This is a genomic window from Kitasatospora sp. NPDC001095 (assembly GCF_053598615.1).
Genome location: NZ_JBSFKQ010000039.1, coordinates 1 through 26,114, shown reverse-complemented (window position 1 = coordinate 26,114; position 26,114 = coordinate 1). Strand labels below are relative to the sequence as shown.

Annotated in this window: 26 protein-coding genes; 13 read left to right on the top strand and 13 right to left on the bottom strand. The window is 74.7% G+C overall.

Annotated elements, in window-relative coordinates:
• Nucleotides 1-147 precede the first annotated feature (147 nt).
• Nucleotides 148-666, top strand: a complete 519-nt coding sequence (locus ACWDBB_RS26315) for a SixA phosphatase family protein (RefSeq protein ID WP_449791950.1) — start codon at nucleotides 148-150, stop codon at nucleotides 664-666.
• Nucleotides 667-702: 36 nt separating this feature from the next.
• On the opposite strand, the gene ACWDBB_RS26310 is transcribed toward ACWDBB_RS26315, so the two are convergent.
• Nucleotides 703-1,548, bottom strand: coding sequence for a polysaccharide deacetylase family protein (locus ACWDBB_RS26310; protein WP_449791949.1), 846 nt, complete (start codon nucleotides 1,546-1,548; stop codon nucleotides 703-705).
• 157 nt (nucleotides 1,549-1,705) lie between these two features.
• Between ACWDBB_RS26310 and ACWDBB_RS26305 the strand changes: the two genes are divergently transcribed.
• From ACWDBB_RS26305 to ACWDBB_RS26295, 3 genes are read left to right on the top strand one after another with little or no spacing between them, the layout of a single operon-like run.
• Nucleotides 1,706-2,389: a response regulator gene (locus ACWDBB_RS26305; RefSeq protein ID WP_449791948.1), complete on the top strand. Its 684-nt coding sequence runs from the start codon at nucleotides 1,706-1,708 to the stop codon at nucleotides 2,387-2,389.
• Nucleotides 2,386-3,912 (top strand): sensor histidine kinase, encoded by a 1,527-nt coding sequence (locus tag ACWDBB_RS26300; RefSeq protein WP_449791947.1) that lies wholly within the window; start codon nucleotides 2,386-2,388, stop codon nucleotides 3,910-3,912. Before ACWDBB_RS26305 ends, ACWDBB_RS26300 begins: the two co-directional genes overlap by 4 nt.
• Nucleotides 3,909-4,400, top strand: a complete 492-nt coding sequence (locus ACWDBB_RS26295; protein WP_449791946.1) for a GerMN domain-containing protein — start codon at nucleotides 3,909-3,911, stop codon at nucleotides 4,398-4,400. Before ACWDBB_RS26300 ends, ACWDBB_RS26295 begins: the two co-directional genes overlap by 4 nt.
• A 56-nt stretch (nucleotides 4,401-4,456) precedes the next feature.
• Here ACWDBB_RS26295 and ACWDBB_RS26290 read toward each other — a convergent pair whose 3' ends face one another.
• From ACWDBB_RS26290 to ACWDBB_RS26280, 3 genes are all read right to left on the bottom strand, one after another.
• Nucleotides 4,457-5,746: a DUF418 domain-containing protein gene (locus tag ACWDBB_RS26290; RefSeq protein WP_449791945.1), complete on the bottom strand. Its 1,290-nt coding sequence runs from the start codon at nucleotides 5,744-5,746 to the stop codon at nucleotides 4,457-4,459.
• Between the two features lie 216 nt (nucleotides 5,747-5,962).
• Nucleotides 5,963-6,766 carry a hypothetical protein gene (locus tag ACWDBB_RS26285; protein WP_449791944.1) on the bottom strand — a complete coding sequence of 268 codons (804 nt, stop codon included), beginning with the start codon at nucleotides 6,764-6,766 and terminating at the stop codon, nucleotides 5,963-5,965.
• A 324-nt stretch (nucleotides 6,767-7,090) separates the two neighbouring features.
• Complete coding sequence (locus ACWDBB_RS26280; protein ID WP_449791943.1) at nucleotides 7,091-7,699, bottom strand: histone deacetylase; 609 nt, start codon at nucleotides 7,697-7,699, stop codon at nucleotides 7,091-7,093.
• 536 nt (nucleotides 7,700-8,235) lie between these two features.
• On the opposite strand from ACWDBB_RS26280, the gene ACWDBB_RS26275 reads away from it, so the two are divergent.
• Entirely contained in the window at nucleotides 8,236-12,222 is a 3,987-nt protein-coding gene (locus ACWDBB_RS26275; RefSeq protein WP_449791942.1) for a Pls/PosA family non-ribosomal peptide synthetase, read from the top strand.
• An 88-nt stretch (nucleotides 12,223-12,310) separates the two neighbouring features.
• A complete protein-coding gene (locus ACWDBB_RS26270; protein WP_449791941.1) occupies nucleotides 12,311-12,523 on the top strand; it encodes a DUF4287 domain-containing protein in 213 nt (70 codons plus the stop codon).
• 95 nt (nucleotides 12,524-12,618) lie between these two features.
• Here ACWDBB_RS26270 and ACWDBB_RS26265 read toward each other — a convergent pair whose 3' ends face one another.
• Nucleotides 12,619-13,344: a class I SAM-dependent methyltransferase gene (locus ACWDBB_RS26265; RefSeq protein WP_449791940.1), complete on the bottom strand. Its 726-nt coding sequence runs from the start codon at nucleotides 13,342-13,344 to the stop codon at nucleotides 12,619-12,621.
• A 334-nt stretch (nucleotides 13,345-13,678) separates the two neighbouring features.
• Between ACWDBB_RS26265 and ACWDBB_RS26260 the strand changes: the two genes are divergently transcribed.
• Entirely contained in the window at nucleotides 13,679-14,272 is a 594-nt protein-coding gene (locus ACWDBB_RS26260) for a hypothetical protein (RefSeq protein ID WP_449791939.1), read from the top strand.
• Entirely contained in the window at nucleotides 14,269-14,436 is a 168-nt protein-coding gene (locus ACWDBB_RS26255; RefSeq protein WP_449791938.1) for a hypothetical protein, read from the top strand. The genes ACWDBB_RS26260 and ACWDBB_RS26255 overlap by 4 nt, the downstream gene beginning before the upstream one ends.
• Nucleotides 14,437-14,448: 12 nt before the next feature.
• Here the strand turns inward: ACWDBB_RS26255 and ACWDBB_RS26250 are convergent, their stop codons facing one another.
• The 3 genes from ACWDBB_RS26250 to ACWDBB_RS26240 form a co-directional block, all read right to left on the bottom strand.
• Nucleotides 14,449-15,081 carry a flavin reductase family protein gene (locus ACWDBB_RS26250; protein ID WP_449791937.1) on the bottom strand — a complete coding sequence of 211 codons (633 nt, stop codon included), beginning with the start codon at nucleotides 15,079-15,081 and terminating at the stop codon, nucleotides 14,449-14,451.
• 155 nt (nucleotides 15,082-15,236) lie between these two features.
• On the bottom strand, nucleotides 15,237-15,815 hold the full coding sequence (locus ACWDBB_RS26245) for a carbonic anhydrase (protein WP_449792006.1): 579 nt from the start codon (nucleotides 15,813-15,815) through the stop codon (nucleotides 15,237-15,239).
• A gap of 255 nt (nucleotides 15,816-16,070) precedes the next feature.
• Nucleotides 16,071-17,225: a PP2C family protein-serine/threonine phosphatase gene (locus tag ACWDBB_RS26240; RefSeq protein WP_449791936.1), complete on the bottom strand. Its 1,155-nt coding sequence runs from the start codon at nucleotides 17,223-17,225 to the stop codon at nucleotides 16,071-16,073.
• A gap of 198 nt (nucleotides 17,226-17,423) precedes the next feature.
• Here ACWDBB_RS26240 and ACWDBB_RS26235 point away from each other — a divergent pair, with 198 nt between their 5' ends.
• Both ACWDBB_RS26235 and ACWDBB_RS26230 read left to right on the top strand, forming a co-directional pair.
• The gene (locus tag ACWDBB_RS26235; RefSeq protein ID WP_449791935.1) at nucleotides 17,424-17,876 is read left to right on the top strand and encodes a helix-turn-helix domain-containing protein; all 453 of its coding nucleotides are present in this window, start codon (nucleotides 17,424-17,426) and stop codon (nucleotides 17,874-17,876) included.
• 10 nt (nucleotides 17,877-17,886) lie between these two features.
• Nucleotides 17,887-18,303: a VOC family protein gene (locus ACWDBB_RS26230; RefSeq protein ID WP_449791934.1), complete on the top strand. Its 417-nt coding sequence runs from the start codon at nucleotides 17,887-17,889 to the stop codon at nucleotides 18,301-18,303.
• A 57-nt stretch (nucleotides 18,304-18,360) separates the two neighbouring features.
• Here the strand turns inward: ACWDBB_RS26230 and ACWDBB_RS26225 are convergent, their stop codons facing one another.
• Both ACWDBB_RS26225 and ACWDBB_RS26220 read right to left on the bottom strand, forming a co-directional pair.
• Nucleotides 18,361-18,744 (bottom strand): VOC family protein, encoded by a 384-nt coding sequence (locus tag ACWDBB_RS26225; protein ID WP_449791933.1) that lies wholly within the window; start codon nucleotides 18,742-18,744, stop codon nucleotides 18,361-18,363.
• A gap of 151 nt (nucleotides 18,745-18,895) precedes the next feature.
• Nucleotides 18,896-20,293 carry a pyridoxal phosphate-dependent aminotransferase gene (locus ACWDBB_RS26220; protein ID WP_449791932.1) on the bottom strand — a complete coding sequence of 466 codons (1,398 nt, stop codon included), beginning with the start codon at nucleotides 20,291-20,293 and terminating at the stop codon, nucleotides 18,896-18,898.
• 184 nt (nucleotides 20,294-20,477) lie between these two features.
• On the opposite strand from ACWDBB_RS26220, the gene ACWDBB_RS26215 reads away from it, so the two are divergent.
• Together ACWDBB_RS26215 and ACWDBB_RS26210 are read left to right on the top strand one after the other, a co-directional pair.
• Nucleotides 20,478-20,870: a RidA family protein gene (locus tag ACWDBB_RS26215; RefSeq protein WP_449791931.1), complete on the top strand. Its 393-nt coding sequence runs from the start codon at nucleotides 20,478-20,480 to the stop codon at nucleotides 20,868-20,870.
• Nucleotides 20,871-21,277: 407 nt separating this feature from the next.
• A complete protein-coding gene (locus ACWDBB_RS26210; protein ID WP_449791930.1) occupies nucleotides 21,278-21,742 on the top strand; it encodes a MarR family transcriptional regulator in 465 nt (154 codons plus the stop codon).
• Between the two features lie 314 nt (nucleotides 21,743-22,056).
• Here ACWDBB_RS26210 and ACWDBB_RS26205 read toward each other — a convergent pair whose 3' ends face one another.
• From ACWDBB_RS26205 to ACWDBB_RS26195, 3 genes are all read right to left on the bottom strand, one after another.
• A complete protein-coding gene (locus ACWDBB_RS26205) occupies nucleotides 22,057-22,821 on the bottom strand; it encodes a hypothetical protein (RefSeq protein WP_449791929.1) in 765 nt (254 codons plus the stop codon).
• Nucleotides 22,822-23,004: 183 nt separating this feature from the next.
• The gene (locus ACWDBB_RS26200) at nucleotides 23,005-24,804 is read right to left on the bottom strand and encodes an outer membrane protein assembly factor BamB family protein (protein WP_449791928.1); all 1,800 of its coding nucleotides are present in this window, start codon (nucleotides 24,802-24,804) and stop codon (nucleotides 23,005-23,007) included.
• A 235-nt stretch (nucleotides 24,805-25,039) separates the two neighbouring features.
• A complete protein-coding gene (locus tag ACWDBB_RS26195) occupies nucleotides 25,040-25,501 on the bottom strand; it encodes a hypothetical protein (RefSeq protein WP_449791927.1) in 462 nt (153 codons plus the stop codon).
• A 256-nt stretch (nucleotides 25,502-25,757) separates the two neighbouring features.
• Here ACWDBB_RS26195 and ACWDBB_RS26190 point away from each other — a divergent pair, with 256 nt between their 5' ends.
• Entirely contained in the window at nucleotides 25,758-25,982 is a 225-nt protein-coding gene (locus tag ACWDBB_RS26190) for a holin (RefSeq protein ID WP_449791926.1), read from the top strand.
• Nucleotides 25,983-26,114: the final 132 nt, after the last annotated feature.

The window sequence follows — 26,114 nt, the reverse complement described above, 5'->3', positions numbered from 1 at the left end:
CGGGAGGGACCCGGCCCGGTGTGTCGTCCGCGCGGGTGGACATCGGCGGCGCGGCCCGGCCGGCGGGGCGTCTATGCGGGCGCGGGCTGTCACGATCGTCGCTGTTCGTGATCCCGTGCCCGACCGATGCCGTGAGAGGGAGAAGCCATGCCCGAGGAGACGCGCCGGATCGCCGTGGTCCGCCATGCCAAAGCCGAGCATCCCGATGACGTGGACGACCGCGACCGGCCGCTGGCCGAGCGGGGCCGCAAGGACGCGAAGGCCGCGGGCCGCTGGCTCGCCGGGGCCGGTGTCGACGCCGATCTCGCGCTCGTCTCGCCGGCCGTGCGCACCCGCGACACCTGGAAGCTCATGGCCCCCGAGCTGCGGAACAAGTCGAGGACGGTCCAGGACAAGCGCCTGTACGACGCGAGCCTCGGCGCACTGATCACGGTCCTCAACGAGCAGTCCGACGAGGACCGGGACGTGGTCGTGGTCGGCCACAACCCCGGCGTCCGCGAGCTGGTCGAAGCCCTGGCCGGCGAGGCCGTGGGGGACGCGATGGCGCGGATGAGGGACTCCGGCTTCCCGACGGCCGCCGCCGCGATCCTCGCGTTCGAGGGAAGGTGGGCGGCCGTCGAGCACAACAGCTGCCGGCTCACCGACTTCTGGGCGCCGCACGCCTAACGGCGGGCCCTGAAGGTGGGCCCGGTCGGCGGCCGGTCACACGCGCGGGAAACTGAAGGCGTAGCCGTTGTCCCTCAGCCACGGCAGCAGCTGCTCCAGGGCCTCCAGCGTCTGGGCGCGGTTGCCGCCGCCGTCGTGGAGCAGGACGGTGGGGCCGATGCGCAGCTGGGCCTTCGCCGTCTCGACGATCCGCTCGACGCCGGGGCGTTCGAAGTCGCGGGTGTCGGCGTTCCAGCCCAGGGGGCGCATGCCGTGGGCGGCGGCGATCTGGCGGCTCTCGGGGGTGAACGCGCCGCCCGGGGCGCGGTAGTAGGGGACGGGGGCGCCGCCGGTGGCGTCCTGGATCATCCGCAGGCCGTCGACGATCTCCTTCTCCTGGTACGCGACGTCCTTGTGGTCCATCGCGGTGTCGTGGCTGACGCTGTGGTCGCACAGCCGGTGGCCGGCGGCGACGACCTGGCGGGCGAGGTCGGGGTAGGCCCGGGCGTTGGGGCCGAGCATGCAGAAGACGGCCTTGGCGTTGTTGCGGGCCAGGACGTCCAGGATCCGCGGGGTCCACTGCGGGTCGGGGCCGTCGTCGATGGTCAGGTTGACGGTCCTGCCCGGGTCCTCGGACTGGCGGGAGATGCTCATGTCCACCGTCGGCGCGGGCAGAGCCGGGTCCGGGGCCGCGGCCGTCCCGCTCGCGGCGGCGGGCCCGGCGGGCCTGTCCACCGCGCCGGCGACGCCCAGCAGGGTCAGGGCCGCCGCACCGAGTGCCGCCGCGCCCAGGGCGGTGCGCAGGCGCCCGGACGTCCCAGGCGGGCGGACCAGCCGGTCCGCCCGCGGGTACCAGCTGCGCGGGGTCTCGCCGGTGGGGGTCTGCTCGTGGTGGTCGCGCATGGCGGTGCTCCTCGTCCGGGGCTCGGGTGCCGGTGTCCACCACCGTCCGCCGCGCGGTTGCGGGCGCTGTGACCTACAGATGAGCGTTTTGCAACAAGCGGCCCCGCACCTGCGCCACGGGCCCGTTTCCGCAGGTCGGGCCCGGATACTGGTGGCCATGGCACGGCTACTGCTGATCGAGGACGACGACTCCGTACGCGAGGCCCTGGCCCTGGGCCTGCGCCGCCAGGGCCACGAGGTGCGCACCGCCGCCTCCGGCGAGGAGGGGCTGGAACGCGCCTGGCAGGAACCGCCGGAGCTCGTGGTGCTCGACCTGATGCTGCCCGGCATCGACGGCTTCGAGGTGTGCCGGCGGCTGCGCCGGACCGCACCCACCCCGGTGATCATGCTGACCGCCCTCGGCGACGACCTCGACACCGTCCTCGGCCTGGAGGCCGGAGCCGACGACTACGTCGTCAAACCCGCGCAGTCCCGCGTCCTGGACGCCCGCATCCGCGCCGTACTGCGCCGCGCCGGCGGCGGCACCGGGCCGGAGGCGGAACGCGAGACCCACGGCGACCTCGTCCTGGACCGGGCGGCACTGACCGTCACCAAGCGCGGCGCCCCGCTGCCGCTGGCACCCAGCGAACTGCGGCTGCTGCTGGAGCTGGCCGCCGCGCCCGGGCGGGTCTTCAGCCGCGAGCAACTCCTGGAATCCGTCTGGGGGCTGGGGCGCCAGGAGGACATCCGCCTGGTCGACGCCGGAGTGAACCGGCTGCGCGCCAGGATCGAGGACAGCCCCTCCGCGCCGCGCTACATCCAGACCGTGCGCGGCTTCGGCTACCGCTTCGGGCCGCTGTGACCGCCGAACCGCCGCAGCCCGAACCCCGGCAGCCCGGTGCCCCGCAGTCCGAACCGCCGCAGTCCGCCTCCCCGCAGCCCGTCCCGCGCCGGATCCGGCTGCGCCGCGCCGTCGCCGGGCTGCGGCCCCGGCTGCTGGCCGCCTTCGTCGCCGTCGCCGCCCTCAGCGCGCTCGCCACCGCCACACTCACCTACCGGGCCGCCACCAACTCCACCCTGGAACTCACCCAGGACACCACCCTGGACGAACTGCGCCGACGCGTCGACACCCTCGCCCCCGCCCTGCCGTTCCCACCCACCGCAGGCGAACTCGACCGCCTGGTAAGCCAGTTGTCCGGAACCGGCGGGTTCCGCGACTGGCGCATCCTGGCCGCCCACGGCAGCGACCACTCCGAGTGGACCCAGCCCGTCGCCGTCCCGCCCGTCCTGGAAGCCACTGTCAACCGCGGCCACGCCGCCTTCCAGCGCTTCACCGGCGACGGCCGGCCCTGGCTCGCCACCGGCATCCCCGTCACCAACGCCGCCGCGCCCAACGCCCCCTCCGGACTCACCGTCTACGCCCTGCTCCCGCTCGACCGCGAGCAGAGCGCCAGCAACGCCCTGCTCGCCGCCGCCGCCGGGGCCGGCGCCTTCGCCGCGATCCTGGCCGCAGGCCTCGCCCTGCTCGCCGCCCGCCAGGTCCTGCGGCCCGTACGCGCCCTCGGCGACGCCGCCCGCGACCTCGCCCAGGGCCGGCTCGACACCCGCCTCACCGTCACCGGACACGACGAACTCGCCCAGCTCTCCAAGACGTTCAACCACACCGCCCGCACCCTCCAGGGCACCATCGAGGAACTGCGCGCCATCGAATCCCAGGGCCGGCGCTTCGCCGCCGACGTCTCCCACGAACTGCGCACCCCCCTGGCCGCGATGCTCGCCGTCACCGACATCCTCGACGAGGACGCCGAACAACTCCCCGAGGACACCGCCACCGCCCTGCGCATGATCAGCAACGAGACCACCCGCCTCACCCGCCTCGTCAACGACCTCATCGAGATCTCCCGCCTCGACGCCGGCGCCGCACCCCTGCACACCGAGACCGTCGACGCCGCCACCGCCGTCCGCGAGGCCCTCGACCTGCGCGGCTGGAACGACCGGGTCGAACTCGACCTCCCCGCCCCCCTGCCCGTCCGCCTCGACCCGCGCCGCTTCGACGTGATCGTCGCCAACCTCGTCGGCAACGCGCTGCGCCACGGCCGCCCGCCCGTACGGGTCGCCCTGCGCGCCGCGGACGACGACCTCCTGCTGACCGTCACCGACCGCGGCCCCGGCATCCCGCCCGCCGAACTCCCGCACCTGTTCGACCGGTTCTACAAGGCCGACAAGGCGCGCAGGCGCTCCGAGGGCAGCGGCCTCGGCCTCGCCATCGCCCAGGAGAACGCCCGCCTGCACGGCGGCCTCATCGACGCCGCCAACGCCCCGACCGGCGGCGCGGTGTTCACCCTCGTCCTGCCCCGCGGCCTCGTCGAGGAGGAAACCCCGTGACCGCCCGACACCGGCTCGCCGCCACCCTCACCGCCCTCGCCGCGCTGCTGCCGCTCTGCGGCTGCTCGATCTCCACCACCGGGCCGGTCAAGAGCGGCCGGCCGGCCACCGGCATCCAGGCCGGCACCCGGCTCTACTTCCTCGACCAGCACGGCATCCACCTCACCATCCGGCCGGACGCCCAACGCGAGGACCTCCAGCGGACCCTGGACACCCTGCTCGCGGGCCCCGACCCGGCCGAGACCCGCGCCGGCCTCTACAGCGACCTGCCCGCCTACGGCCGCGTCCAGGTCACCACCACCCCCGGGGTGGTCACCCTGCGCCTGAACTGGTCCGCCGCGCTGCTCTCCGCCCCCGCCATCCAGCAGCTCGCCTGCACCGCCGAGGACGCCCCGGCCGAGTCCGGCTCCGTGCCGAAGGTCGCCATCGTCAGCAGCGACGCCCCCTCCGCCATCCAGCAGCAGTGCGACTTGCACCGCACCGGCTGACCGCCCGCACATGAACGGGCCCGGTACGCCCGCCGCGGCGTACCGGGCCCGTCCCGTCACGGTCCCTGGCGGCGCGGCACCGCCGCCGTGGTGGCCCGGTGCACCAGGGCCTCCAGCGGGCCGCGGCGGAAGAACCGCCGCCACAGCACCGAGCCCACCAGGGCCGCCACCGCGAACAGCGCGTACGGGACGAGGGACTGCGGCGCGTGGCCGAAGCCGCCCGGGCCTTCGCCGAGGAACCGGCTGGTGATCACGTCCTGGACGAAGTACCAGGTCATCGCCATCGAGCCCATCGCGGCCGCCGGCCGCAACACCCTTTGCCACGGGCCCCGTTCGGTCAGCAGGAGCAGCGCGCCGAGCAGGGCGAGGCAGACGCCGACCAGCCAGAGGATCTGCAGCGCGCTGTACTCCGCGATGCCCGGGCCCGGCTTGGACATCGCCCACAGCTCCGCCCACGGGACCTTCGGCATCGGCGGCATCGGCGGCGGGGCCGTCAGCTCGGCCTGGAACCGGTCGATCGCCGCGCCGAGCCCCAGCGGCCCCAGCACCAGCCACGACGCCAGCCAGCCACCGGCCACGATCCCCGCACCGGTGAGCGCCATGCGCACCCGCACCGCGCGCTCGCGCAGGTCGAGGCGGCCGATCGCCAGGCCGGCCAGCAGCAGCGGCAGCGCGTAGAAGGTGTCCACGTTGAACACGTACGACTGGAACACCGCGAGCCAGTCGCCCGGGTGCGCCAGCACCGCCAGGCCCTGCGGCAGTTCCGGCGCTCCCGGCCCCACCTCGGGCAGGAAGCCCCAGCCCCGGCCGTGGTTCGCCCGGGCGATCTGGAACACCGGGGCCGCCACCGCGAACACCCCCGCCGCCGCGAACAGCAGGCGCGCCCGCACCCGCGTCCACGGCAGCAGGAACAGCAGCCACCCGGTGTAGGCGGTGATGATGTTGGGCTTCCCGGAGACCTGCTCGAGGCCCAGGCCCAGCAGGAGCAGCACTCCGGCCCGTACGGCGATCCGGCCACGGGCCCGGCGCAACGCCGTCCCGGCGAACGGCCGCGCGCCGCCGGTCATCAGCGCGACGGACACGCCCGCCAGGAGGAAGAAGGCGCTGCGGGCGCGGGTGTCGAGGAACCCGTTCAGCCACTCCAGCACCCCGGGCCAGTCGTGCCCGGGCGGCGTGGGCTCCAGCCAGCCCGTCGGCACGAAGTGCATCCACACCATCCCGAGGATCGCCAGGGCCCGCAGCACGTCGACCGCCGGCAGGCGCCGCCCGCCCGGTGCCCCCTCCCGCGCGCGCTCCCGGCGCCGGGCGGCCTTCGGCGCGCGCCCCGCCATCGGTTCGGTGATCACGGCAACTCCTTCGAACGACATCAAGGAGCCGCCACGCTAGGCAGGCGGTATCAGCCCGCCCTTCCCGGAACATGATCGTTGTGTCACAGAGCCGTTGTGTCACAGCCGTTGTGTTGCGGAGCCCTCGTGTCACGGAGCCGTCGTGTCACGGAGTGCCGGTCCGCCGGCGGGGCCGCCCGGCGAACTGCCGGTCCGCCGCGCCGTGGTGGGGCGGGGTCAGCGGCGCGGGCCGGCGACGAGGTCGCTGAGGCGGACCACGGTGATGTCGAGCTGGCCGTGCCCGTCCTCCCAGCCCGCGACGGCTTCGCAGCCCTCGTCCTCCAGACCGCACGCCGTGGCGTCCTCCGCCAGGGGCATCAGGCCCTCGTCGCCGTCGGTGCAGAAGAAGCCGAGGTGGGCGCGGAGCCCGGGGTGGGGTATCGCGGCCAGGGCCTCCTGCCAGTCCTCCTCGGGCTCCGCCGAGAAGGGCGTCAGCTCCTCGGGGGTGCGGCCGGCGCCGAGGGCGGCGCGCAGGGCGTCCAGGAGGGTGCCGTCGCAGACGAGCCGGGCGAAGCGGACGCTCCAGGCGCCGGCCAGGGCGGGGGAGGCGAGGTCGACGCCGTACCGCTCGGCCAGCGCGCCGAGGTCGGCGCCGCGCATGAGGGCGCGGGTGAAGCAGGCGGCCTCGACGGCGGCGGCGAAGCCCTCCGGCAGGTCCGCCCGCGGCGCGTCGGACGGCCGGAACTCGAAGAGCGACCGGCTCGCGTCGAAGTCCGGGGTCCGCTCGGCCTCGTCGAACAGGTAGAGATCCGCGGCGACCGGGTGCTCGCCGCGCAGGGCCGCCGGGTGCACCCAGGCGGCGTCGCGTTCGAAGCCGGACTCGTCCATCAGGTTGCCGCTGACGCGGGCGGCGTAGACGGCCTTCGGGTCGTACTCCTCCAGGGGCCGGCCGAGCAGGACGGCGAAGGCCTCGGCGAGCAGGCGGTCCCAGTCGGCGTCCGGGGCAGGGGAGTTCACGGGTGCGGTGGGGGCAGTGGTCATGGCGGTACCGTAGCGGCGCCCGCCGACAGCGCCGTGCCCCGGCCGGACAGCGCGCCGTCGACCCTCAGCGGCGGGAAGGCGGTGGCCGTCGTCCACTACGGCTACGCGAAGCCCGCACCGGCCGCGGAGGACACCGCACGCCCCGCGGCGGTCCCCGCCGTCGGCCCCGCCGTCGGCCCACACCCAGGGATCCGCCTACCTCCGGCCCCGGTTGTGCCCGTCGCGCATCGGACCGTGCCGGTCGCCGAGCAGGGCCGAGCCGGGGGCGGGCAAGGGGCCCGGGCAAGGGGCCCGGGGAAGGGGTCCGGGGCAGGCGCCGCCGGTTCAGTCCAGCACCGCCGCCACCGTCCACGGCGTCCAGTGCCCCGCCGCGCCCGGCCGGGTGGCGAGGTAGCCGGCGGTGCGCCAGGGGCCCCAGCCGTGGGACTCGGCCAGCCCGGCGGCCAGGGTGCGCAGGTAGGGCGGGGTGGGGGCGTTGAGCTCGGCGCCGGCCACGCCCCGGGCGGAGGTGAAGGTCAGCAGCGGGTGCCCGTCCGACTCGCCGACGCGCAGCAGGGTCTCGTAGCGCCCCGGGCCCAGTTCGGCGCGCCCGGTGGCGAGCACCGTGGTGAGGTCGAGGTCGGCGCCGGGGGAGCGGCGCATCTCCTGCGCGACGATGTCACTGAACTGATCGACCGTCACCAGATAGGCGCGACACGGAACTTCTCCGCTGCCACCCGGGTCGTAGAAGGCCGAGCCGCCGCCCCAGGTGGGCGAGCGCCCGGCGAAGTAGAGCGTGCCCGGCAGCGCGGTGGCCACCGTCCGGCGCGGCGCGCCGGGGTCGCGGCTGCCGGGCTGGGCCTGCGCGGCGCCGTCCGGGCACCCGCCGCGCAGGTAGCAGGCGAGGCGGGCGGCGTGCAGGTTCGAGCCGTACGCCACGTACCAGACGAGCACGCTCCCGTTCCGGCCGCCGGCACTCTTCCGGGGGCCGCCACCGTCAGTGGAATCCCAGCCGGAGCGGCCTTTTCCCGGCCCGTTCACAGCGAGGCTCCGCAGTGCGGGGTGCGAAAGACTCCCACATGAAGATGTGAAAACCGTGAACAGCCCGATGATCCGACCGGAACCCCCCGATTCGGCGGTGTCCCCCTCACTACCTGTACCGTTCCGGTCGCCATGGCGTTCATCACCCTTCCCGCTCCCGTCGCGCTGCTCCGGTATTCGGCGATTACTCTGCACCAGCGAAAACGAGCGAAAACCCGCGAAATGTCATTCGATTCATACCGTCGTCGCTCCCTTGCGACATCGATGATGAGAATTTCCTTTGATCCAATCCTCGCTGCATCCAGCCGACTCCCAGCCGAGTCATGGTGAGTGGGCGCTCTCCCGCAGGTGACCACCCGTCACCCGGCACCACCCCCGTACAGCCGCCCGGCCGTACACCCGCACACCCGTACGCGCCCCCAGGACCCCGGAACCAAGGAAACCCATCCATGGACGCACGCCCCGACACAGCCGGCCCAGGCACACTGCACCGCCCCCACCAGGGCCCCGCGGCCGGCTGGCCGGTGGCCCAGGCCGCCCACCCCCGCAGCCTGCTCGACGTCATCGCCGCCACCGCCGACGCCCACCCCCACGCGCCCGCGCTCGACACCGGCGACACCGTCCTCGACTACCGCGCCCTGCTCCACGAGGTCGACACCCTCGCCGGACAACTCGCCGCCCGCGGCATCGGCCGCGGCGACCGGGTCGGGATCCGCATCCCCTCCGGCACCGCCGACCTCTACACCGCCATCCTCGCCGTGCTGCGCTGCGGCGCCGCCTACGTCCCCGTCGACGCCGACGACCCCGACGAGCGCGCCGAGATGATCTGGCAGGACGCCGCCGTCTGCGCCGTCCTCGGCCCCGGCCGCGCCCTGCACGCCGGCCCCGCCGCCCACCCCTCGGGCCGCCCCGCCTGGCCCGCCCCCGCCGACGACGCCTGGATCATCTTCACCTCCGGCACCACCGGCCGCCCCAAGGGCGTCGCCGTCACCCACCGCAGCGCCGCCGCCTTCGTCGACGCCGAGGCCCGCCTGTTCCTGCAGACCCGCCCGCTCGGCCCCGGCGACCGCGTCCTCGCCGGACTCTCCGTCGCCTTCGACGCCTCCTGCGAGGAGATGTGGCTCGCCTGGCGCCACGGCGCCTGCCTCGTCCCCGCCCCCCGAGCCCTCGTCAAGGCCGGCACCGACCTCGGCCCCTGGCTCGTCACCCGGCGCATCACCGCCGTCTCCACCGTCCCCACCCTGCTCGCCCTGTGGCCGCAGGAGTGCCTGGACGCCGTCCGCCTGATCATCGTCGGCGGCGAGGCCTGCCCCGCCGAACTCGTCGAACGCCTCGCCGTCGAGGGCCGAGAGTTCTGGAACACCTACGGCCCCACCGAGACCACCGTCGTCGCCACCGCCGCCCGCATGCTCCCCGGCAAGCCCGTACGCATCGGCGCCCCCCTCGACGGCTGGGAGATCGCCGTCGTCGACCAGGCCGGCAACCCCGTCCCCTGGCACGCCACCGGCGAACTGCTCATCACCGGCGTCGGCACCGCCCGCTACCTCGACCCCGCCAAGGACGCCGAGAAGTTCAGCGCCCACCCCGCCCTCACCTCACCCCGCGTCTACCGCAGCGGCGACCTCGTCCGCAACGACCCCGACGGCCTCGTCTTCCTCGGCCGCGCCGACGACCAGGTCAAACTCGGCGGCCGCCGCATCGAACTCGGCGAGATCGACGCCGCCCTCCAAGCCCTGCCCGGCATCCGCGCCGCCGCCGCGGCCGTCCGCAAGACCCCCGCCGGCGCCGACCTCCTCGTCGGCTACCTCGTCGCCCACCCCGGCACCACCCCCGACCTCACCACCGCCCGCCGGCACCTGCTCGAACGCCTGCCCGCCCCGCTGGTGCCCGTCCTCGCCCTCGTCGACTCCCTGCCCACCCGCACCTCCGGCAAGGTCGACCGGGGCGCCCTGCCCTGGCCGCTCGCCACCACCGGAACCGCCACTCCCACCGAGAGCCTCGACGGCACCGCCGGCTGGCTCGCCGGCCACTGGGAACGCCTGCTCGGCACACCCCCCGGCCCCGGCGACGACTTCTTCGCCCTCGGCGGCTCCAGCCTCACCGCCGCCCGCCTCGTCTCCGAACTGCGCACCCGCCACAGCGGCGTCTCCGTCGCCGACCTGTACGCCCACCCCGTCCTCACCGACCTCGCCGCCTACCTCGACACCCTCACCCCCACCACCCCACCCGAGGCCACCGCCACCGCCGCCACCGCGGCCGTCCGCGCCCGCACCGTACGCCGCACCCCCCGCAGCGCCGGCCTGTGGCAGACCCTGCTCCTGCTCGGCATGTTCTCCCTCGCCGGACTGCGCTGGATCCTCGTCCTCATCGCCCTCGACAACCTCACCGGCAGCCACCTCGCCTGGGCCCCCCACAGCTCCTGGTGGCCCGTCGCCGCCGGACTCCTCCTCCTCTACAGCGCCCCCGGCCGCACCCTGCTCGCCGCCGCCGGCGCCCGCCTGCTCACCGCCGGCATCCGCCCCGGCAGCCACCCCCGCGGCGGCCACGTCCACCTGCGCCTGTGGGCCGCCGAACGCCACACCGCCATGTTCGCCACCGCCGCCCTCGCCGGCACCCCCTGGGCCCCCCGCTACGCCCGCGCACTCGGCTGCCGCGTCGGCCCCGGCGTCCAACTCCACACCCTGCCCCCCGTCACCGGCCTCGCCCGCATCGGCGCCAACGCCTGCGTCGAACCCGAAGCCGACCTCGCCGGCTGGTGGCTCGACGGCGACACCCTCCACGTCGGCCACCTCGACATCGGCGAAGGCGCCCGCATCGGCCACCGCGCCACCCTCATGCCCGGCGCCCGCATCGGCGCCCGCGCCGAGATCGCCCCCGGCTCCTGCGTCACCGCCACCGTCCCCCCGGGCGAACACTGGACCGGCTCCCCGGCCCGCCCCACCACCGACGCCCCCACCGACTGGCCGTCAGCCCCGGCCCCCGTCTCCCGCGGCTGGAACCTCGCCTACGGCGCCGGCTTCGCCGTCCTCGGCCTCGTCCCCATCCTCGCCGCCCTGCCCGCCCTGCTCATCGTCTACCCGATGATCGACACCGACGCCACCCTCGCCGACGCCCTCGTCCAACTCCTGCCCGCCACCATCCCCCTCGCCGCCCTCACCCTCGCCTGCTACGCCACCCTCATAGCGCTCCTCGTACGCCTCCTCTCCCGCCCGCTGCGCCCCGGCTTCCACCCCGCCACCGGCCGCGTCGCCTTCTGCGCCTGGGCCGTCAGCCGCCTCAGCGACACCGCCCGGCGCACCCTCTTCCCCTTCTACGCCAGCCTCTTCACCCCCGTGTGGCTGCGCCTGCTCGGCGCCCGTGTCGGACGGCGCGTCGAAGCCTCCACCGTGCTCGCCCTGCCCGGCCTGATGCGCGTCGACGACGGCGCCTTCCTCGCCGACGACACCCTCGTCGCCCCCTACGAGCTGCGCGGCGGCTGGCTCCACCTCGGCCCCTCCCACGTCGGACGCCGCTCCTTCGTCGGCAACTCCGGCATCGTCGGCCCCGACCGCCACCTGCCCGCCGGCTCCCTCGTCGGCGTCCTGTCCGACACCCCCGCCCACGCCCCCGAAGGCTCCTCCTGGCTCGGCCGCCCCGCCTTCGCCCTGCCCCGCGTCGCCGACACCGGCGCCGAAGGCCGCACCTACGACCCGCCCCGGCGCCTGATGTGGGCCCGCGCCGGCGTCGAACTCTGCCGACTGCTGCCGATCGTCCTCGCCGCCCTGCTCGGCGACCTCGTCCTCGCCGCCCTCCAGGAACTGCGCGACGACTACGGACTCGGCACCGCCCTCGCCGCCGCCGGACTCGTCCTCACCGCCGCCGCCGTCGTCGCCTGCGCCGTCACCACCGCCGCCAAATGGCTGCTCGTCGGCCGCTTCCGCGTCGCCGAACACCCCCTGTGGTCCTCCTTCGTGTGGCGCAACGAGCTCTACGACACCTTCGTCGAGGAACTCGCCATGCCCTTCGGCGGCCACACCATCACCGGCACCCCCTACCTCAACGCCTGGCTGCGCAGCCTCGGCGCCCGCATCGGACGCGGCGTGTGGTGCGAGACCCACTGGCTGCCCGAGACCGACCTCGTCACCGTCGAAGCCGGCGCCAGCGTCAACCGCGGCACCGTCCTGCAGACCCACCTCTTCCACGACCGGGTGATGCGCCTGGGCCCCGTCCACCTCGCCGCCGGCTCCACCACCGGCCCGCACTCCATCGTCCTGCTCAACTCCACCCTCGGCGCCGGCACCACCGTCGGCCCCGCCTCCCTCGTCATGCGCGGCGAGAACGTCCCCGGCGCCACCCGCTGGCTCGGCAACCCCGTCGCCGCCTGGAACGCCGACCCCACCCCGCCCGCCGGGCGCCGCCGCGGCCGCGGCCGCGCCCGGGCCACCGCCGGGGTGTGACCGGGATCACCCTCCGGGGCCGATGAGTTCGCGGTGCGGTCACGGTCCACCCCCGTGACCGCACCGCACTTTCGAGAGGACCACACTCATGACCGCCGCCGCCGTGAAGGGCCCCGCCTCGTACTTCCCGTCCATCGAGAAGAAGTACGGCCGCCCGATCGAGGAGTGGAAGGACCTCATCCGCACCTCCCCGCTCACCAGGCACATGGAACTCGTCGCCTGGCTCAAGACCGACCACGGCCTCGGCCACGGCCACGCCAACGCCCTCGTCGCCCACACCCTCGCCGAAAAGCCCGCCTGAACCGGCCGGTCGCCGTGACGATCGCCGGCATGAAGGCGCTCGTGATCGGAGCCGGCGGAACCCTCGCAAGCGCCGCCACCCGCGGGGATGGGGGATCACGGGCGCCGGGCCACGAAGACGAACTCCCGCCCCGGCCGGTCGGGCGCGTCGCGCACCTCCTCCACCACGAAGCCGCAGGCGGCCAAGTCCCGTTCGACCTCGCCCCGCTCCCGGAAGCGCAGCGTCGAATCCGAGGTCAGCACCTGCCCGTCCGCAGCGAAGACGTACGTCCACCGGAACGACACCAGAGGCCAACGCACCCCGAGCAGGTGGACCCAGCTCTCGACCGGGCCGACACCCGGGACCTCCGTCACCCGGTGGGAGCGCTCGCGGGTCCACTCCTCCCAGGCGCGGGCGGCCGGATCACGGGTCTCGAAGACCAGCCGCCCGCCCGGCCGCAGCGCCCCGAAGGCGCCCCGCAGCGTCCCCCGCCACCGGGCCCGGCCGGTGATCTCCTGGGCGACGTTCGCCGTCATCGCCGCCAGGTCGACCCGCAGCGCAGGCAGGCTCGTCGCGTCCCCGTGGATCCACCGCACCTTCGCCGCGCCCGGCTTGGCGCGCGCGACCTCGACGGAGGCGAGCGCGGGATCGACCCCGACGACCTCGATCCCGCGCCCGGCCAGCAGCAGCGCGAATACCCCGGTGCCGCAGCCGATGTCCAGCACCCGGCGCGCTCCGAACTCCTGCACCATCCGCACGTAGGCGTCGAGATCGCCGCGATCGGGGTCGAGCGGGTCGTAGAGCGCGGCGAGCCGCGGATGCCCGAAGGATGCGTCAGCCATGGGCCGAGCCTAAGCCCGCCGGGCGATCGGACAGGTCTACACCACGGGGAGCGGGCGGGGGGTGTACGAGGGCCGGGGCCGCCGTCGGCACGATCGGGAAGACGGCGGCCCCGGCCCCGGTACGGGTCCGTACGGGCGGGGCATCGACCGCGGTGCCCGTACGGCTGCGGTCGGGACTCATTCCACGACTTCAACAGCGCTTGAAGTCAAGCCCCGCCCGAGGCGAGGCCCCGCCCGAGGGTGCCGCTCCCGGGCCGGGTAGCCTCGCTCCCGGCGGGGGCCTGCGGGGGACAGACACGGACAAGACGGACACGGAACGGGCAGGGGCGGGCGGATGACTGAGCAGCAGCACGGCTACTGGCGAGCGTCGGACGGGTCGGCGGTCAGCGCCACCCAGGCGCACATCGTGTGGACCAGGGCGGCCTATCCCGCTCTGGTGGAGGTGGCAGGCCGCTACCACGCGGTGATCAGCTACCCGGACCTGGCCGAGGCGGTGCAGGAGGCCTCCGGGGTGCGCACCCGGATCAACCAGCGGCACTGGATCGGCAAGGTGCTGTCCCTGGTGATCCGCGAGGCGCACCGGCGCGGCGACCCACCGCTGACGGCCCTGGTGGTGCACGCCGCGGACGGCAAGGTCGGCCCCGGCTACCAGGAGGTGCTGGCGGTGGCCGGGCAGCCGCCGGTGGCCGCGGAGATGGACCGCGAGCAGCACGCGGCCGCCGCCCGACTGGCCTGCTACCGGCACTTCGGCGCCGACCTGCCCGCCGACGGCGGCATCCCCGCCCTGGCACCGCGCCTGCGTGCCTCGGTGGAGCGCAAGGCCGCCGCCACCGCCCCGCCGCGCCCGCCGGCGATCTGCCCGAACTGCTTCCTGGAACTGCCCGCGACCCGGGTGTGCGACTCCTGCGGGGCCACCGTCGCGCCGTGAGCGGGCGTGAGCCGGGGCTGCTCGTCCTCGGCCTGGCGACCACGGCCGGCCGCCGCGTCCGCGGGCGCCGGCAGCGGCGCCGACAGGAGCCGCAGCGTCGGCAGGAGCAGGAGCAGGAGCAGGAGCAGGAGCAGGCGCAGGAGCGGCAGCGGGCCGAGGACTGAGCGGACGCCGCGTCACACGGCGGCGGGCAGCCGTCCGGGCATCTGCCAGCCCTCGGCGAGGCGGGAGGGGGACAGGCGCTGCCCGTCGCCGAAGAACTCGCAGAACTTCATGATCAGCGGGTCCCAGCCGACCGGGTCGACGTAGTGGTCGCTGCCGGGCACCAGCAGGCTCTCCTCGACGTGGGCGCGCACCACCGTCACCTCGAAGGCGGTGCACCCGTTGCCGGTCAGCGCCGTCGTCGACGCCACCCGGCACTCCAACTGCACCGGGCACTCGGCGGCGCGCGGCGCCCGCACCAGCTCGCCGGGCACCTCGGTCAGCCCGGCGGCCTCGAACTTGCGCCGCTCGTGGCGGTAGCCCTGGCGCTGGCGGTACTCGGGGATGTGCGGGTTGGCGGTCAGCAGCGCGAGGGCGTCCACCGCGTCCACCTGCGCCGAGGACGGCAGGTTGAGCACGCACTCGCCCTCGCGCCGCAGGTTGGCGGCGGTCTGGGAGCTGTCGCCCAGGCCCAGTACGCAGGACTGGTTCAGCCACCACGCCGAGGACATCGGCATCAGGTTGGAGCTGCCGTCCTCGTTGCGGGAGCCGATCAGCACCACCGGGGTACCGAAGTACAGGACCTTGAGATCGATGACCTTGTGCACGGGAACTGCCGTCCTCGGGAAACTCGGGAAACTCGGGAAACGAATCGTTGCTGGTCACGACTGTGCCGCCGCCCCGACGAGGGCGCTGGCGGTGATCGGACATCCAGTTCCGGAACGTTCCCGGAGTTCCCGAGGACGGGGCGGGGGACCCGCCGTCAGCCCACCGGCCCCCGGGCGGCGACCAGCCGGGCCCGACCGTCACGCAGCCGGTAGGACAGGCCCACCACGGCCACCTTCCCCTCGGCGATCCGCGTGGCCAGCGCCTGCGAGCGCTCCACCAGCAGGTCCACGGTCTGGCGGATGTGCTCGTCCACGATCTCGTCGCCGTCCTCGATGCCCGCCGCCCTGGCGGACAGCACGCTCGGCGTCACCCGCTCCACCACGTCCCGGACGAAGCCGCCCGGCAGCTGCCCCTGCTCCAGGGACTCCAGCGCCGCCGCCACCGCACCGCAGGAGTCGTGCCCCAGCACCACCACCAGCGGGCAGTCCAGCACGCTCACCCCGTACTCGATGCTGCCCAGCGCCTCCGCGCCGGTGACGTGCCCGGCGGTGCGCACCACGAACAGGTCGCCCAGGCCCTGGTCGAAGATGATCTCGGCGGCCAGTCGGGAGTCCGAACAGCCGAACAGCACCGCGAAGGGCCGCTGCGCCGGGGCGAGCGCCGCGCGGCGCCCGGCGTCCTGGTTGGGGTGCTCGGGACTGCCCGCGACGAACCGGGCGTTGCCCTGCATCATCACCCGCAGCGCCTGGGCGGGGTCGGTCAGGAAGTCGTCCGTCGGGCCGTCGAGCGGGCGGGGCTCAGGGTCGGATATCGGTGTGGGGATCATGCCAGCACCCTAGATCGCCGCAGGTGGAGCCCGCAGCAGGGGGTCACGGGGCGGACGGCCGCAGACCGGGTGCCCACGGGGGGTACGAGCGGGCGTTCGCGGGCGTACGACCGGCTGCCCACGGGGCGTACGGCCCGGTGCTCACGGGCGTACGGCCGGGTGTCAGGGGGCGCGCCGCAGGGCCAGGACGGTGACGTCGTCGCGGCTGCGGCCGCCGCTCCAGCGCCGGGCCCGCCGGTCGAGGGCCTCGGGCAGGGCGTCGGCGGGGACGGCGGTGAGGTCGGCCAGGCCCTGCTCGACCGGGTAGAACGCGCCGGAGGCGTCCTGGGCCTCGGTGATGCCGTCGGTGAGCAGCACCAGCACCCCGTCCCCGGGCAGCGCGAAGCGCCGTACCGGGCGCGGCTCGCCGGGGCCGGCCAGGGAGGCGAGGCCGAGCGGGACCCCGGCGTCCAGGGGGACGGGCTCCACGCGGCCGTCCGGGCGCAGCAGGTAGGGGGAGAGGTGGCCGCAGTTGACGGCCCGCACCTCGGTGGCATACCCGGCCCCGCCGCCGTGGCCGTTCCCGCCGGGGCTACCCCCGTCGCCCTCGCCCTCGCCGCCGACGCACAGCACGGTGGCGGTGACGAACCGTTCCTGCTCGCCGCTCTGCACCGCGTAGGCGTTGTGCCGCTCTACCGCCACCTCCAGGGCGTCGGCCACGGCGGGCAGGTGCGCCTCGCGGAAGGCCGCCTCCCGGAAGGCGCTCAGCACCGCGAAGCCCGTCCCGATCGCGGGCAGGCCCTTGCCTTGGACGTCGCCGACCAGCACCCGGGTGCCGTGCGGGGTTTCGACGACGTCGTACAGGTCGCCGCCGACCATGGCGTCCTCCTCCACCGGCCGGTACAGGCCGTCCAGCCGCACGTCCGGGGTGGTGACGGGCAGCGGGCGCAGCAGCTGGCGCTGGAGGGCCACGGCGCTCTGCCGCATCCGGGACAGCTGCCGCTCACGCCGCACCCGCCGCGCGCACAGGCCGATCACGGCGGCCTGCGCGGCGATCACGACCAGCAGGGTCCCCAGGCGGGCCGACAGGTCCCCGGGCGGGAACAGCACCGAGTGGACCACGATCACGGCCGTCACCCACACCGAGGCGGCCACCGTCTGGGCGACGGTGCCCAGACCCGCCAGCAGCGCGGGCAGCAGCACCAGCTGCAGGACCAGACGGGAGTTGCTGCCGCTGGCCACCACCTGGACGAGCAGCACGACGGCGGTGACGGCCAGCACCGCGAACGCCACCGTCCCGTTGCCGGGGGCGCGCGGGGAGGTGTCGTCGCTGTCCACCCGCCGCCCTCTCGCCGTGACCGTTCCTCCCCAGGGTGGTCGGCGCGGCGGGGCGGGCGCGAGCGGGCTGCGCCGGGCGGGGGACACCGCCTGTCGGTGCGGGCCGGTACGGTGGCCGGTGTGTCGCCCCCGCCCACACCCCCAGCCTCGGCCTCGCCCGCGCCCGCGCCTTCGTCCGCGTCGTCCTCCGCCGGCCGGGTGCCGCTCGACGACCTCGTACGGCTGCGCCGGGCCCGCGACCGGATGGACCGCGAGTACGCGCAGCCGCTGGACGTGCAGGCGCTGGCCCGCACCGCGCTGATGTCCTCCGGCCACTTCTCGCGCAGCTTCCGCGCCGCGTACGGCGAGACCCCGTACAGCTACCTCATGACCCGCCGGATCGAGCGGGCCAAGGCGCTGCTGCGGCGCGGGGACCTGAGCGTGACGGAGGTGTGCATGGCGGTGGGCTGCACCTCACTGGGCTCCTTCAGCACCCGCTTCACCGAGCTGGTCGGGCAGAGCCCCAGCGCCTACCGGGCCCGCGACCACGAGCAGGGCGCGACGATCCCGGCCTGCGTCGCCAAGGTCCGCACCCGCCCGGTGCGGCGCCCGGACGCCAAGGGGGCCGAGGGGGCTCACGGAGCCCAGGGCGCGGGCGGCGCCGAACGGTAGCGTGAGGGGCATGAGCATCGAACTCGCGCAGTGCTTCATCGCCGTCGACGACCACGACCGGGCGCTCGCCTTCTACCGCGACGTCCTCGGCTTCGAGGTCCGCAACGACGTCGCCTTCGAGGGCATGCGCTGGGTCACCGTCGGCTCGCCCGACCAGCCCGGCGTGGAGATCGTCCTGGAGCCCCCGCTGGCCGACCCGCACGCCTCCGAGGCCGACCGCCGGGCCGCCGCCGAACTCCTCGCCAAGGGCCTGCTGCGCGGCGTCATCTTCCGCACCGACGACTGCGACGCCACCTTCGAGCGGCTGCGCGCGGCCGGCGCCGAGGTCCTCCAGGAGCCGATGGACCAGCCCTACGGGGTGCGCGACTGCGCCTTCCGCGACCCGTCGGGCAACATGCTGCGCTTCAACCAGCCGCGCGCGAAGTAGCCGCGCACGAAGCGGCCTTCACGGCGGCCGGTCGAACGGCCGGAGGCGTACGGCGGCTCAGACGGGCTGGAGCCGGGTGCGCAGGAGGCAGAACTCGTTGCCCTCAGGGTCGGCCAGGACGTGCCAGTGGGCGTCGGCGGGCTGGCCGATGTCGACGGGCTTGGCGCCGAGCGCGAGCAGCCGCTCCAGCTCGGCGTCCTGGTCGCGGTCGGTGGGGTTGACGTCGATGTGCAGCCGGAGCTTGCCGGGCCGCGGCTCGCTGTTGGGGATGAAGAAGAGGGTGGGCTGCGGGCCGCCGAAGCCGGTGCCGGGCGGCCCGATCTCGACGCAGCCGCCGCCCTCGCGGCCGACCTCGACGTAGCCGAGCACCTCACTCCAGAACGCGGCGAGCCGCTCGACGTCGGCGGCTTCGATGACCAGTTCACTGATACGGCATGCCATGGTCCGTCAGCCTACGGCGATCATCGGACGACGCAAGCGATTTGATCAACGGGAGGCGCGTGGAGGCGCGGGCGGCGCGGGCGGCGCGCGGGCGGACACCCCGCACGGTGCCCTGGTGCACCGTGCGGGGTGTCCGGTCCCGGCGTCGGGTTCAGCTGTTGGCGGGCTTGAGCTTCGCGAGCGAGGCGGCGATGTTGTCGACGGCCTGCTCGACGTGCTCGGGGGTGTCGGCGGTGTAACACAGCCGGAAGTACCCGGGTTTGGGGCAGTGCATCTCCCCGCCGGGCAGCAGGGTGACGCTCGCGTCCTTCGCCAGGTACGCCCCCAGGAGGGCCTCGCGCTGGTCGATCTCGTGGTTGATCGACACCAGGTCCGGGGGGAACGCCTTGTCCAGGTAGGCGCTCAGGTCGAGCAGGAAGAACTGGGCGGCGTTGCGGGACTTCTCCTTCTCGCCGACGTACGGGATCTTCTTGGCCTGGAGCCGCTTCGCGGTGCGGTCGAACGCGCTCTTGAGGAGCTTGGCGTACTCCGCCATGAGCGTCTTGGGGAAGTCGCTCGGCCTGCCGTCGTCGGCGACGAACAGCTTGCGCACGTAGGCGCTCTTGAGGGAGTCGAGCGGGCCGAACCAGGCCAGCGACTTCAGCGTCTCGTCGCCCTGCATGACCTTGCGGACGTCGTTCGACTTGGAGACGAGGAAGCCGATCCGGAAACCGGACAGCCCGAAGTCCTTGGTCAGCCCGTACACGAGGTGGATGCGGTCGGGGTCGGTGCGGTAGGCGTCCGTCGACAGGACGCTGTGGAAGCCGTCGGTGCCGGTGCTCTGCGAGTAGGAGTAGATCTCGTCGGAGACGACGTGCATCTGCTTGTCCAGCGCCCACCGGCAGACGTCGTCCAGCAGCTCCTTGCCGTAGTTGACGCCGAGCGGGTTGTGCGGGTTCGTCAGGACCAGGAGCTTGGGCTTGGGCTCGGAGGCGGCGTCGTACGCCTTCTGCAGGGCGGGCACCGACAGCGTGAAGCGGTCGTCCCCGTCGAGGCGCACGGGCACGCACTGCAGCCCGGGCCGCTGCTCGAAGCACCACAGGAAGCCGGGCCAGAACGGCGCCGGCAGCATGACCCGGTCGCCCGGCTTCAGCACCCCGCCGTGGATCAGCCCGAACGCCAGGCACTCCAGGGCCCCCGAACCGCCGGCGGTCGCGAACACGTCCTCCTTCGGGTCGATCCCGTCCGGGAACCTGAGGTTCAGGAACCTGGTGATCGGGTCGAGCAGCTCCTGCACGCCGTAGGGCGGCAGCGCGTACCTGGCGTCCTGCTCCGTCAGCTTGATCTTGGAGAAGACGTGCTCGTTCAGCAGGTCGAACAGGAGCACGTTGTTCGCGATGCCGAGGTTGTAGACGTATTTCGGGACGATCTTGTCGTAGTAGGCCAGGCGTTCCTCGGGATCGGCGATCCGGTGCAGGCGCGCCATGGCCAGGGCCTGTTCGACGCTCGCGACGAGTGCGGCGGCGTCCACGTCCTGCTCGGTGTCGTTCCTGGCGATGCTCTGGGTCATTGTCCGTACCTCCGTGCGGGTCTGCGGGTCTGCGGGGGAGTGGGGGAGTGGGCCGGGCTTCCTTTCTCTCCCCTCCCCGCGGATTCGGCCCCCGCTGGTAACCCGCGCGGATGAGACCGAAGGCCCCGCCCGACCCGCCCGTGATCACGGCCCGACGCGCACCCCCGTACGGCACCATGGTCCGATGGACAGCACTCGACAGACAGTCAGTTCCGGCTCGCCCCTCGAACCGCGGATCGGCTTCTCCCGGGCCGTGCGCAAGGGCGACTACGTCGCGGTCGCGGGAACCGCCCCGCTCGGCGAGGACGGCACGACCGTCGGCCAGGGCGACGTCCACGCCCAGACCGTCCGCTGCCTGGACATCGCCGAGGCCGCCCTGCGGGAGGCGGGCGCCACGCTCGCGGACGTCGTACGGACCCGCATCATGCTCACCGACATGAGCCAGTGGCGGGAGGCGGCGCGCGCCCACGGCGAGCGCTTCGCGCTCATCCGGCCGGTCACCACCTTCGTGGAGGTGTCGCGCTTCATCGACGAGCGGTGGCTGGTGGAAGTCGAGGTGGACGCGGTCGTCGGCTAGCGCTGGCGGGGGGGCGCGGGGGAGGCGCACCGGCGACCCCCGCGCCGGCTGGACCGGGTGCTGCCGCGCATCACCTTCTCGCACGGCTGACGGCCGGCCCCCGCGGGCCCCGGCCCCCACCCCCTGCCCCCGGCGAACCGCCGGGGGCAGGGGGCTGTCGGGAGGCGGCCGCGTTGCGGTACCTCGCCGGCCGGAGGAGGGAGCGGAGGAGGCGGGGGCAGCCGCGGTGAGCACGGTGGCCGCGGACAGGGCGAGGGCGGTGGCGAGCGTCGGTGCGGTCTTCATGTCGGCCGGTCTAGAAGGGAGTTGACCACACCAGGGTCAGCTTCCTTGACCTCAAGCGGACTTGAGGTCCTACGGTCGGTCGTGCCCTGACGATCAGGGGAAGCCGAAGAGGAGTACCGGACGTGACGATCGAGACGTACGACCCGCAGGTCATCGCCGCCCAGCCCATCGGGGCCTGGACCGGGCAGGTCTACCGCCTCCTCGTGGTGGAGGGCCTGCGCGGACAACTGGCGGTGGAAGGCCTCACCCAGCCGCACTGGTGGACGCTCAACCACGCCGCCGGCCGCCCCGGCGGCTGGACCCGCACGGCCCTGATCGAGCGGCTCACCCCCTACGACGACCAGGACACCGCCTTCGACGCCGTCTTCGACGACCTGATCGCCCGCGGCTGGCTCACCGAGGACGCCACCGGGGCCCTCACCCTCACCGAGGAGGGCGAGGCCGGGCGCCTGCGCGCCCGCGAACGCAACCTGGAGGTCAACGAGCGCGCCCACGAGGGCATCGGCACCGACGAGTTCGTGACCACGGTCAACGTGCTGCGCCGCATGGTGGCGAACCTGGGCGGCAACGGGAACCTGCCCGACTGACGCCGCCCGGCGCCGGGCAGAGGTGGGCGGAGGCGGATCGACGGGCCACTCGACGGCTACTCGACGAGCCGCTCGGCAGGCCGCTCGACGGGCCGGGACCGCCCGGGTGTGGAACGGTGGTAGCCCGGGGCCGTCCCGGTTCGGGTGTCCCGGTTGCGAGAGGAGTGGCCATGTCGTCGAAGCGCCGCCGCAAGAAGAAGGCCAGGGCCAGGCGCGGGGCCAACCACGGCCGCCGCCCCCAGTGCTGAGCCGCGGCTGAACGGGTGAGGGTTCCCGGCCCGGCCTGCGGGGCCGGGCCGGGAACCCTCACCCGTTCAGAGCCGTCCGCGCCCCAGGAACCCGCCGCGCGCCACCTTGTGGTACTGGCAGTGGTCGACCCAGTTCGCGCCGAACGCCAGCTCCAGGACCGTGCCCCGCCCGCCCGCGCGGGCCTCGGCCAGCAGCCGCGCCGCGTCCGCGTCCGGCGGGGTCTGCTCCAGCACGAAGAGCCGGTTGACGTACGGGCCCGCCGGGATCGGGTCCCGGGGCGGGATGCCGGGCCGGTCCCAGGTCAGCTTGGCGCCGGGGCTGGACAGGCAGGGGGAGTGCATCCGCCGGCCGTCGGCGTCGATGCCGCCGTCGCGGTACCAGCGCAGCGCGTGGTCGAGGCTCCCTTCCGGGTCCGGCCCCTGGCCGTGGGCCTGCCAGTCGGCCACGTTCGCCGCGGCGATCCGGGGCAGGACGTCGAGGATGTCCTCCCGGACGACGAAGTAGGCGCGGGCGTGGATCCGGCAGACCAGCAGCGTGTCCCTGGGGTGGTCCAGGCCGTGGAAGGTCGGGCGGGTGGACTGGTCCAGGACCTGGGTCAGCACGTGCTCGACCCCCTCCACCGCCCCCAGCGCCTCGACCAGCCCCCGGAACCGCTCCCGCTCCGCCGCCCGGGCCGCCCGCGCCGTCGGCGAGTCGATCAGCCTGAGCTTGCGCCGCTCGGTGGGCCAGCGCGACGCCCGCAGCTCCTGCGCGCCGTTGAGGAGCGGGTTCGCCAGCATGCCGACGAGGTAGACGAGGTTCGTCGCCACCTTCTCCAGGAAAGCCTTCACCAGCAGGGGTCCTCTCGACTCGCACGCGCGTCTGCGCCCACACCCTGTCCCGCCCGCACCCCGCGCCGCAATCCGCTGCCGTACTCAACTCCCCTGCGTGCCAGCCCGATTGCCGAGCGCGTCCGCCAACGATGGGCGGGGTGGCGCGCCATGAAGGTGGCGGCGACCGCTCCCCGCGACCTGTCACAGCCGCCGCCGCTGCCGCCGGCCGGGGCGGCGGCCGGTGAGGGCGTCGAGCGCCAGGACGGTGCCCTTGGCAGTGGTCACGTACACCACGCCGTCCGCGTAGGCCGGGCTGCCGCCCGTGGCGTTCAGGGCCCGGCGCCAGTGCACCGTGCCGGTGGCCAGGTCGAGGCGCAGCAGCGAACGGTTGCGGGCCAGGCCGACCACCCAGGCGTCGGCGCCGGCGACCGTGACGGCGGAGGCGCCGTGCGGGCCGGCGAGGTGCCAGCGCCGCATGCCGTCGCTCCGGTTCAGGGCGTGGACGCCGGTGCGGAAGTCGCCGACGACGAGCAGGTCGTCGGTGATCGCCGGGCTGTCGTCGATCGCGCTGAAGCCCACCTCGACGCCCCAGCGCTGCCTGCCGGTCGCCGCGTCGAAGGCGTGCACCAGGCCGGCGCCGGTGCCGAGGTAGACGGTGCCGTCCGCGACGCTCGGCGAACACAGGGCGAGGTAACGCTCGGCGTTGTCGTCGTACCAGACCCGCTTGCCGTCCTTCACCCGGTAGGCACCCAACTGCCCCTTGACGCCCGTGACATGGACCAGGCCGTCGGCCACCGCGGCCGCCGAGCAGGAGCCGTCCGGCAGGTGCTGCTCCCAGCGCCGGCGGCCGGTGCGGGCGTCGGTTGCGATCAGCGTGCTGGGGCGGGTGTGGCGCAGCGTGAACATCGACATGGTGACGGTGTAGACCACGCCGTCGGCGACGGTGGGCGCGGCCGAGGCGCCGACGCGGGTGCTCCAGCGTTCGGTGCCGTCGGCGGCGGCGAGCGCGTACAGCAGGCCGTCCTCGCCGACCACGTAGACGGTGTCGCCCGCGACGGCCGGGGTGCGGGTCAGCCGGTCCTGCGCGTCGTGGCGCCAGCGCGGTTCGCCGGTGAGCGCGTCCAGGGCGTAGCAGTGCTGTCCGGCGTTCTGGTAGAGGGCCCCGGCGTAGACGACGGGGGAGCTGGTGGGGCGTTCGGGCAGGCGGGTGCTCCAGGGCAGGAAGCCGGACGGGGCCGCGGCCTCGGGGTGGACGCCGGTGTGGGCGGGGTCGCCGCGATGCATGGCGGCCGGGCCGGTGGGCGTGGCCGAGGAGGTGGACGGCGTGGCGGCCGCGGGGGCGGGGCGGCGGGTGTGTGCGGGGCGGGGCCTGCCCCACAGGGCCGGGTCGGTGAGGTCGACGAGTCGGGTCAGCGAGCGCAGGACGGCCAGCGGCTGCTCGGTGCGCGCTGAGGGGCCGCTGTAGCCGACGTAGCAGAGCCAGCGGTCGTCCACGCGCCACTCCAGCCAGGGGTGGTCGTCGGCGAACTCCCGGACGGCCGGGGTCAGCAGGCGCCCGGCGACGTCGGGGTCGGTGGTCTCGACCAGGTGGACGGTGTCGTACGCCTCCTCGCCGCTCTCGTACAGGTGGTGGCCGGGCTTCTGCAGGATCTGGCGGCGCAGCAGCGGCAGCAGCCGGTCGGGGCCCAGCATGTTGCGGGAGACCACCACCAGGGGGAGCGGGCGGGGCAGTTCGACCAGGTGGACGGTGCGTATGCCGCCGCCCCGGCCGCGGACCAGGTCGAACACGGTGACCTGGTGGCCGTCGAGCGTGCCGGTGGCCGCGAACCGGGCGCGCGGCGGGGCGTCGCGGCCGCCGGAGAGCGCCGCGTCGCGCCAGCGTTCGGCCAGTTCCGGGCTCTCCTCGCGGAACTCCCAGCCCTGTTCGGCCGCCAGGCGCTGCCGCTCGGCCCGGCGCCGGCGCAGTTCGGCGTAGCCCGTCCCGATTCCCCAACGACCCATGTGCCACCTCCGGTTGCCAGATCACGAACCGTATCGCGTGGGGCGGACACGGAGCATCGGCCCGCCGATCGCGGACGGCCGGTCGGCGACGGTGGACCGGGTCGGGGCGGCGGCCCGTGGGAGTCCGGAGGGGAGGTGGAGGGCGGTTCGGGCCCTGTGGTCGGGCCCGGACCGCCGGACCGTCCGGTCGGCGGCGAGGCTGGTCGGTGGCGAGGCTGGTCGGTGTCGAGGCGGGTCAGCGTCCGAGGTGATCGGCCAGGGCCTCGATCGTGCGGCGCCGCGCGGTGTACAGCGAAACGGCGGAGCCGTCCGCGAAGTGCAGCCGGAACCTCGCCATCGCCTGCAGTCGCGGGCGCCGCTCCACCCGCAGGACCAGCTGCCGCGGCGCGTGCCACAGCAGTTGGCCGGCCTTGCGGACGTCCAGCGCCGTGACGAACGCGGCCCGGCGGTCCGTGACGGCCAGCAGCCTGGTCCGGGTCCCGCCCCTGGTCGTCGGAAATCCGCTCGCGATGCTGCCCGACTGCCCCGACACCGCGCCGATTTGCCCCAGCCTGTTGCCGACCCGCGCGCCCAGCCCGTCCCCGACGCCGCGCGCCCCGGCCACCGGTACGACGGTCGCGAGGTCCAGCAGGTGCTCGCCCGGTTCCAGCAGCGGTTCCACGGCCTTGCGGTAGCGGTTCAACAGAGCCTCGGTCATAACCGTCAGGGTAGACGGGCAGGTGGGAGGCCTCGGTGGCGGGCCTCTGCGGTGTGCGCGAGGCCGCCGGATTTTCTTCTGCCGGACCGTCGTCGAATCCGGCGGTGTGAACGTGTACATGAGGGGCGGCAACTCCCCGGCGGCGCCTGCCGCATGCCCTCCGACCCCTGACAGCCGACCCCGACGCAACGCCCCGCGCGACCGTCGCGCGCAGACCGTGCACCACACCGGCCTCCATCACGAAGGAGTCCTGACCATGCGGAAGTTCATCCTCGACCTGGTCGAGCGCACCGTCGCCACGTACGCCGCGGCGTTCCTCGGCCTGCTGCTGGCCGACAAGTTCGACCTGACCTCGATCGGTGCGCTCAAGGCGGCGGCGGTCGCGGCGCTGCCGGCCGCCCTGAGCGTGGTCAAGGGCGCGGTCGCCACCCGCGTCGGCGACCCGGCCTCCGCCGCGCTGCTCGCCCGCCCCCGCGAGTAGCCCGGCCGGGGAAGCGCCCCGTGCCCCGGGCCCCCGCCCCCGGGGCGCGGCGGCCCGCGCCGCGGGGGCGTTGGTCGCGCTGGGGGGGGGCGAACCGCCCGCCGGGGGGGGGGGGGCGGGGGGTGGGTGGGG